The sequence below is a fragment of the Longimicrobium sp. genome (assembly GCF_036387355.1).
Lineage (GTDB): Bacteria > Gemmatimonadota > Gemmatimonadetes > Longimicrobiales > Longimicrobiaceae > Longimicrobium.
Map to the genome: position 1 here is coordinate 1 of NZ_DASVTX010000421.1, position 6,343 is coordinate 6,343.

Below are 6,343 nucleotides of genomic sequence, written 5' to 3' on the forward strand. Positions count from 1 at the left end.
GCGCTCCCGTGCGCGCGCGCGGCGGGCCTTTCATCGGATCCAGAAACATGCGAACTCTGTTGATGCTGTCCGCGGGCGCGCTCGCGCTCGGGCTCCTGGGCGCGGGCGGTGCGCGAGAGCAGCGCTGTCATCCATCGTATCCGGATTTCTGCATCGCGCCGCCGCCGCCGGACCTGGACTGCGCAGACGTGCGTGGCCCCAAGCCGTTCCGCGTTCGCCACGACGTGCGCGATCCCGATCCGCACCGGTTTGACCGGGACCGCGACGGCCGGGCCTGCGAACCCCGCCCGCGCCGCGGCGCCTGATCTCACGTTTTCACCAGGATGCGGATGAGCAGACGGGGGATCGCGCTGGTCTCACTCGTGTTCGCCCTCGCGGTGCAGGCGGGCTTCGCGGTGGGCTACCGATCGTTGATAGACGGCTGCTGCGGCGGCCTGAACCAGCGCACGCAGCCGCCGATCGCGCTGCCGCACGTCATCCGGTTCGTGTTTGTCACCGCACAGCCGCTCGCCTCGGTCACAGGCGCGCCGGACGAGTTTGCGGGTGCACTCGGGCTGGATGACCGTTCCGCGCGGCCGAGTCCCTGGCTCGGGACGGCCCTGTACGCCGGGCTGAACGCGGTTTTCTGGTTCGCGGGGGCGTACCTGGTGCTGAGCGCGCTCGCCCTGATGAGCCGTCTCCGTTTCTCCGCGCGGGACGGGAAGGCCGCACCCGACCGCATCCACCTGGCGGATGCGTCGCAGACGCGGCCACAATGGGTGCTGGCGGGCACGCTGGCGCTCGTTGCGCTGTCGCTGGCGGCGGGCGCGGTGCACCGGCGCTGGTGGCTGGCCAACGCGCATCGTGCCCTGCACGAATCCATCGTGGCCGCCCGTAGCGGAGCGGCCGATCCGGCGGGCGTCTCCTTTTCGATGGACGGAACCGCGCGTGCCCTGGCGCCCGCGAACTTCGAGGGCGCCTACACACTGGATGTGGAGCCGCGGATGGTGGGCACGAGTCCGCTGGACGCCTTTGCCGCCCCGATTCTGTGGCAGGGTGACGTTCGCTTTGCCGGCCGTGCACCCTACGACTTCAGCGTCCAGCAGACGGACACGGGCTGGAAGGTCTGGATCGGCGAGCCATGCGCGAGCGAGAGGGACTGTCTGGCTTCGGTCACACGTTGAGCCCCCGCCGGGGTTCGTCCGCATGCTCCTGCCGCGGCGCCCGAAACGCGGCAGGAGCATGCGGATGCATTGCGGCCTGACACCCACCCCCGAAGCCATCATGACGAACCGGCGGCTGTTGTGGATCGCGGCTTCGATCGCGCTCGTGATGCAGGCCGGGGTCGTGATCCTGTATGGCCGGATGACGCACGGCTGCTTCTGCGCGATCACGGAGGTATCCGCCGATCCTGATCCCTGGCCGTGGCAAGTGTGGTACGTCACCCGGTTCGCCTCGCCGCCTCTGAGCTCGATCGCCCAGCCCACCAGTTGGCTGGATGCCGGTCCGTGGGCCGTCCGGAACGCGATCCCGTGGACGGTGGGATGGTGGCTGGCGCTCCGCGCGATCGTTCTGCTGCTGCGCGTCCGGCTGCGGCCCGGCTCGGAGCCGGTGCGCCGCCGATGGCCGTATCTGGTGGATGCGCGGCGTGTCCGCGGCCGGTGGGTGGCGCTGGCGTGCACGGTTCTGCTGGCCGCCGCGGTGACGCTGGCGGTGCGCTACCAGCGATGGTGGTTCGCGGCTTCGGACCGGGCGGTGCACCGGGCGATCGCGGCTGCGAAGGCTGGACGTGAGCCGCCGCCGGACATTCGCCTCAGCATCGGCGCAGCCCTGATCGAGCCGCCGGGATACAGCTTGGCGGGGCCGTACCGCCTGGAACGGAATCCGGACTCGGATGGCACGCATCCCCTGGACCGCATTGTGCCGCCGGACGGGCGCTCCGGCTGGGTCCAGTTCGCCAGCGGGATGCGGTTCAGATACTCCGTGTTCCGCGAAGATGCGGAGTGGGAAGTGTCGATGTTCGCCATTCGGCCCCCCGGGATCGAGCGATGATCCGTAACAAGCCCCGGCGCGGTCGTCCGCGCCGGGGTTCGTCATCATCTCCGCAAACCGGTCGAGCACCGTCCGGTGTCACACACCCGGAGCGCCGCCGATTGTGATCGCGGAGCCGACGAAGGGGATGATGCTCGTGTAGCCGGGCAGGCTGGGCAGCGGGGTGCTGGCCGCGGTGCCCCACTGCGTGATCCCGTTGGGCATCAGCGCGCGGAAGTCGTAGCGGCGCCCCCAAAGCGTGAACGGCTTGCTGGAGACGAGGCGCGCGGAAAACACGTTCAGCGACAACAGCGGCTGGTTCGCGCTCCCGCTCCCCACGCTCGCGCCGGTGACCACGGCCACGCGCCGGAACCGGGCGACCTCGTCGCCCGCGCCGAACGAGGCGGGATCGCAAAAATTCGCGCGCGGATCGGCCTGGAAGTACACGGAGAAGTCGCCCACCGCATCCAGCCCCAGCGTGAGGTCGCCATTCTGCACGTGCCGGGCGGTGAACGGCTCGGCCAGAAACGTCAGGTGGGCCGTCGCCTCGCCCCTGGCTCCGCTGAACAGCGGGCCATCCACTCCCTGCAGGTGCAGAAAGTACCCCGCGTCCCGCAGCGATCCGTCCGCCGCCGCGTAGAACCGCCCCGTGACGTACCAGGCCACCTCGCCCGGAAGAATCCGCAGCATCTCCGCCTCCTCGAATCCCGTGGTCCCGCGCCTGAACCACCCGCCTATGCAACCGATCCGCCCATAATGACGGGATGGTGAAAAGAAGGAAAGCAAGCTGATTCCGCGACGGGACTCCTCGTCCGAGCGGCCTGATCACGACAGCCTTGCATTGACCCCGCCCTGCACGCCCCGTACTCTGCTCGCGTCGCCCGCTCCACGCCACCGCCCGGACTTTTCCGGCGCGTGGCTCGATGCCGCGCATCGTTCCGCATCCACCGCCGTCCCCTGACCCGCATGCCCGCAGCGAAGACGAAACCCGGCGAGAACTTTCCACGCGTTCAGGCGGAGACGGTGGAGGAGTGGCGCGCGTGGCTGGCCGAGAACCACGATTCGTCGCCGGGCGTGTGGCTGGTCACGTACAAGCGGGACCGGGACCGGCCGGCGCTTCCGTACGCGGTGTCGGTGGAGGAGGCGCTGTGCTTCGGCTGGGTGGACAGCGTGAGGTACACGCTGGATGAGCAGCGCGCAATGCAGATGTTTACGCCACGCAAGCGGGGAAGCCAGTGGTCCGGCCTGAACAAGCGGCGCGTGGAGCAACTGATCGCCGACGGGCGGATGACGGACGCCGGGCTGCGGAAGATCGACGAAGCCAAGGCGGATGGAAGCTGGACGATCTACGATGACGTCGAGGCCATCGTCATCCCCGATGATCTGGAGGCCGCGCTGCGCGCCGATCCCGCGGCGGATGCCCACTTCCGCGCGTTCTCTGATTCATCGCGCAAGGTGATCCTCTGGTGGATCAAGAGCGCCAGGACCGACGCCACCCGCCAGAAGCGCATCGCCGAAACCGTCCGCCTCGCCGCGCAGAACATCAAGGCCAACCACCCGCGCAAGTGACGATGGACGGCGCGAGGAGCTACCCGCAACGAGAGCCCCGCCGCCATCCAGCGCCGGGGCTCTCGTTCATCCATCTGGCGTGCGACGGGCTGATGCCGCACATCGGCCCGGACCTGCGAACTCGGGCCCGCGTGCCCGACTCAGGCTGAAGAAGCCCGGATCGCCGAACGCGATCCCCGATCCCTCAGCCCGCCGGCGCAATGCTGATCTGCAACTGCTGCGACACTCCCATCCGAACGGGTGCCCGGTTCTGCGAGGCATGCGGCGATCCCGTGACTGCTGGCGATCTGGTCAGCAACCGCGCGGCACCCAGTGCCCGTGAAGGCGTTCAGATCGTCTGTCCGCGGTGCGAAAAGCAGGCGCTGCAGACGATCCCCTCGCATGGCGTCGCGCAGATCACCTGCCCGGCGTGCGCAACCGTGTTCACCACGGCCATCGTTCGTATCCGCGCCAAGCGGTCCAAGGGGCAGAAGCAGCGGAACGAGCGTTCCTTTTCGGTGCGGGTGGAAGGCCTGAACGGCGACGAGCGGCTGCTGGAATTCGTGCGTCCGTCCTACGAGGACTTTGAACTCCGGTCCCGGGACCTCGCCGCGTTTACGTCGCTGGACGGCAGGCTGAGCATCGTGCAGAACCTGACCATCGGCCGATCCATGTCGCTGAAGGGCAATGGTGCCGGGTGCCTGGTCGCCCTGCTGGTGTGTGTGCTGGCCCTCTTTCTATTTGTCGCGCTGCTGTCCTGAGCCGCGCACCCGGTCCGCCGTTCATGACGGGAGCGTCAGGCCCCCGCGCGCGCGGCGGCGGCTCGGCGGACGAGAGGGTGGGGCGGGGAGGCGCGGCGGCGCCAGAACGGTTCGTCCGGCCAGCGCCGCTCGGCGGCGTACGCGGCGGGATAGTCATGCAGGTAGCCGGCGAAGATGGAATCGAGCAGCGCGGCGTACCGGGGGAGCGCGTCGTGGCTGCCACGCAGCACGTGGTACGCGGCCGCCGCGGCCTTTTCCGCGGAGTAGATGGCCGTCAGGATGCCTTGCGACGAGAGCGGGTCAAAACTGAGCGCGGCGTCGCCGGCCGCCAGCCACGCGTCGCCGTATGGCAAAGCAATGCGTGCCGTCCCCGCGCCGGACGCGGCGGGCGCCTCCGCGGGCGCCGCGCCCCCGCACGCGGCGTGCACGTGACGCGTGGCCGCCAGCAACGCGCCGAAGCCCGCGGCCGTCCGGGCCGCGCGCGCCGCGGATGTATCCGCGTCCGTCATCAGCGCCACCACGCGGCGGCCGCCCGGGAGGCCGGCCGTGTACCACCAGCCCTGCGCGAACGATTCCGTCAGCGTCGCTTGATCGCCGGCGTCCGCCGCGGGGAGCACGCACCAGAACGCGACCAGTCGGTCGTATCGCTCCCGCCGCGCGCCCGCGGCCCGCGCGAACGCCGCCGCCCTGCCGGTAGCGTCGATGACGAAGCGCGCGGCCATCTCGCGCACGGAGCCCCCGTCCGCGAGGCTGAAGCGCCACGCGCCGCCCTCGCGCCGCGGCCGCCCCGTCACGCGCACGCCGCGGTGCACCGCGGCGCCGGCCCGCGCCGCACGCGCCAGCAGCGCCTCGTCGAACGCCGCGCGGTCCAGGTGGAAGCCGTGGCCGTACGGCGTGCGGATGAAGTCGTGGTCGCGCAGCGCCTCGCCGCCCCAGGCGGAGCGGTTGGCGTACGCGGGCAGGTGCGGCCCGGCCCGCACCTCGTTCAGCAGGCGCAGCCGGTCCAGCAATGGGTGCACGGTGGGCGGCAGCCCCTCGCCGATGGTGAAGTCCGGCGGGGCGGCGCGGCGCTCCAGCACGGCGGCGCTGCATCCCGCCCGCGCCAGCAGCAGCGCCGCCACCGCGCCCGCCGTCCCCCCGCCCAGAACGGCGACGTCCACCACGCCGCCGTCCCGTGCCGGGATGTGCGTCACCCCTCCAGCTCCATCCGCTCCATCTCCACGTACATCTCCGGGGGCACGTCCAGCCCGCCGTCGGCCGGGGCAGCGCGCGGCACCAGAATGCCCAGCCGCGACCAGTCGTTCACCATGTGGATCATCGCCTGGCTGTACCCCCCGGCCGCGTGGTACCCCACCGCGCCCACGCCGCGGCTCCATCCCAGCCGGGAATCAAAGAAGCGGCGCCGCTGGTGGCCGGGCATGTCCTTGTCCATCACCCGTTCGTAGTACGCCCTGGGCAGCACGTCGATGGGCAGGTTGGCCGGCCACCACACCGGGACGGGAAAGTCCTGCGGCAGGTACACGTTTTGGCAGCTGGCCGCGTCCGACTGCCAGGGCAGCCCCATCCACCGGGTCAGGTACCCGGGATGGTTCTCCGCCAGCGGGCCGTCGGGCGCCAGGGCGATCTCCGGCGTCAGCAGGTGGCCGTAGTCGCTGTCAGGCTCCTGGTCTGATGACGGCGGGCGCAGGCGGAACGGGCCGGAGTACAGCCGCGCGTGCCGCATGGGCCAGGTAAGCTCCACGCCGGGGTGAAACGCCCCGCCGAACACGGGCTGCAGCGCGGCCCGGGTGAGCGCGTCCGGCTGCTCCTGCAGCGGAATGTCTTCCACCCGCGCCGGGACCGGGGGCGGGCCCTGCCAGTCGTCCACGAAGTCGCCGGCGGCCCACTTGCGCATCATCTCGTAGTACATCCGCGGGATGGCGAACCACTGCATGGGGCTGCCCGGAAAGTCGATGCCGTCCCCCAGCTGAAAAGGGATCAGTTCGTACTCGTTGGGGGCGGGCGGCGGGCGCATGCTGGATGCG

8 protein-coding genes are annotated in these 6,343 nt (G+C 70.8%); 5 read left to right on the forward strand and 3 right to left on the reverse strand.

The window, feature by feature from the left end; translation table 11 throughout:
• The first annotated feature begins 47 nt into the window (after window positions 1-47).
• The 3 genes from VF665_RS18465 to VF665_RS18475 all read left to right on the forward strand — a co-directional run bounded on the left by VF665_RS18465 (window position 48) and on the right by VF665_RS18475 (window position 2,031).
• Window positions 48-305, forward strand: a complete 258-nt coding sequence (locus VF665_RS18465; protein ID WP_331054928.1) for a hypothetical protein — start codon at window positions 48-50, stop codon at window positions 303-305.
• A gap of 57 nt (window positions 306-362) precedes the next feature.
• Window positions 363-1,163 (forward strand): hypothetical protein, encoded by an 801-nt coding sequence (locus tag VF665_RS18470; protein WP_331054929.1) that lies wholly within the window; start codon window positions 363-365, stop codon window positions 1,161-1,163.
• Between the two features lie 100 nt (window positions 1,164-1,263).
• A complete protein-coding gene (locus VF665_RS18475) occupies window positions 1,264-2,031 on the forward strand; it encodes a hypothetical protein (RefSeq protein ID WP_331054930.1) in 768 nt (255 codons plus the stop codon).
• 78 nt (window positions 2,032-2,109) lie between these two features.
• On the opposite strand, the gene VF665_RS18480 is transcribed toward VF665_RS18475, so the two are convergent.
• On the reverse strand, window positions 2,110-2,700 hold the full coding sequence (locus VF665_RS18480) for a hypothetical protein (RefSeq protein WP_331054931.1): 591 nt from the start codon (window positions 2,698-2,700) through the stop codon (window positions 2,110-2,112).
• A 276-nt stretch (window positions 2,701-2,976) separates the two neighbouring features.
• On the opposite strand from VF665_RS18480, the gene VF665_RS18485 reads away from it, so the two are divergent.
• Together VF665_RS18485 and VF665_RS18490 are read left to right on the forward strand one after the other, a co-directional pair.
• Window positions 2,977-3,579, forward strand: a complete 603-nt coding sequence (locus VF665_RS18485) for a YdeI/OmpD-associated family protein (protein ID WP_331054932.1) — start codon at window positions 2,977-2,979, stop codon at window positions 3,577-3,579.
• A gap of 200 nt (window positions 3,580-3,779) precedes the next feature.
• A complete protein-coding gene (locus VF665_RS18490) occupies window positions 3,780-4,319 on the forward strand; it encodes a hypothetical protein (RefSeq protein ID WP_331054933.1) in 540 nt (179 codons plus the stop codon).
• Between the two features lie 35 nt (window positions 4,320-4,354).
• Here the strand turns inward: VF665_RS18490 and VF665_RS18495 are convergent, their stop codons facing one another.
• Window positions 4,355-5,512 (reverse strand): FAD-dependent monooxygenase, encoded by a 1,158-nt coding sequence (locus VF665_RS18495; RefSeq protein WP_331054934.1) that lies wholly within the window; start codon window positions 5,510-5,512, stop codon window positions 4,355-4,357.
• The coding region (locus VF665_RS18500; protein ID WP_331054935.1) for a LodA/GoxA family CTQ-dependent oxidase at window positions 5,509-6,343 on the reverse strand (835 nt) is incomplete at its 5' end. The genes VF665_RS18495 and VF665_RS18500, both read right to left, overlap by 4 nt.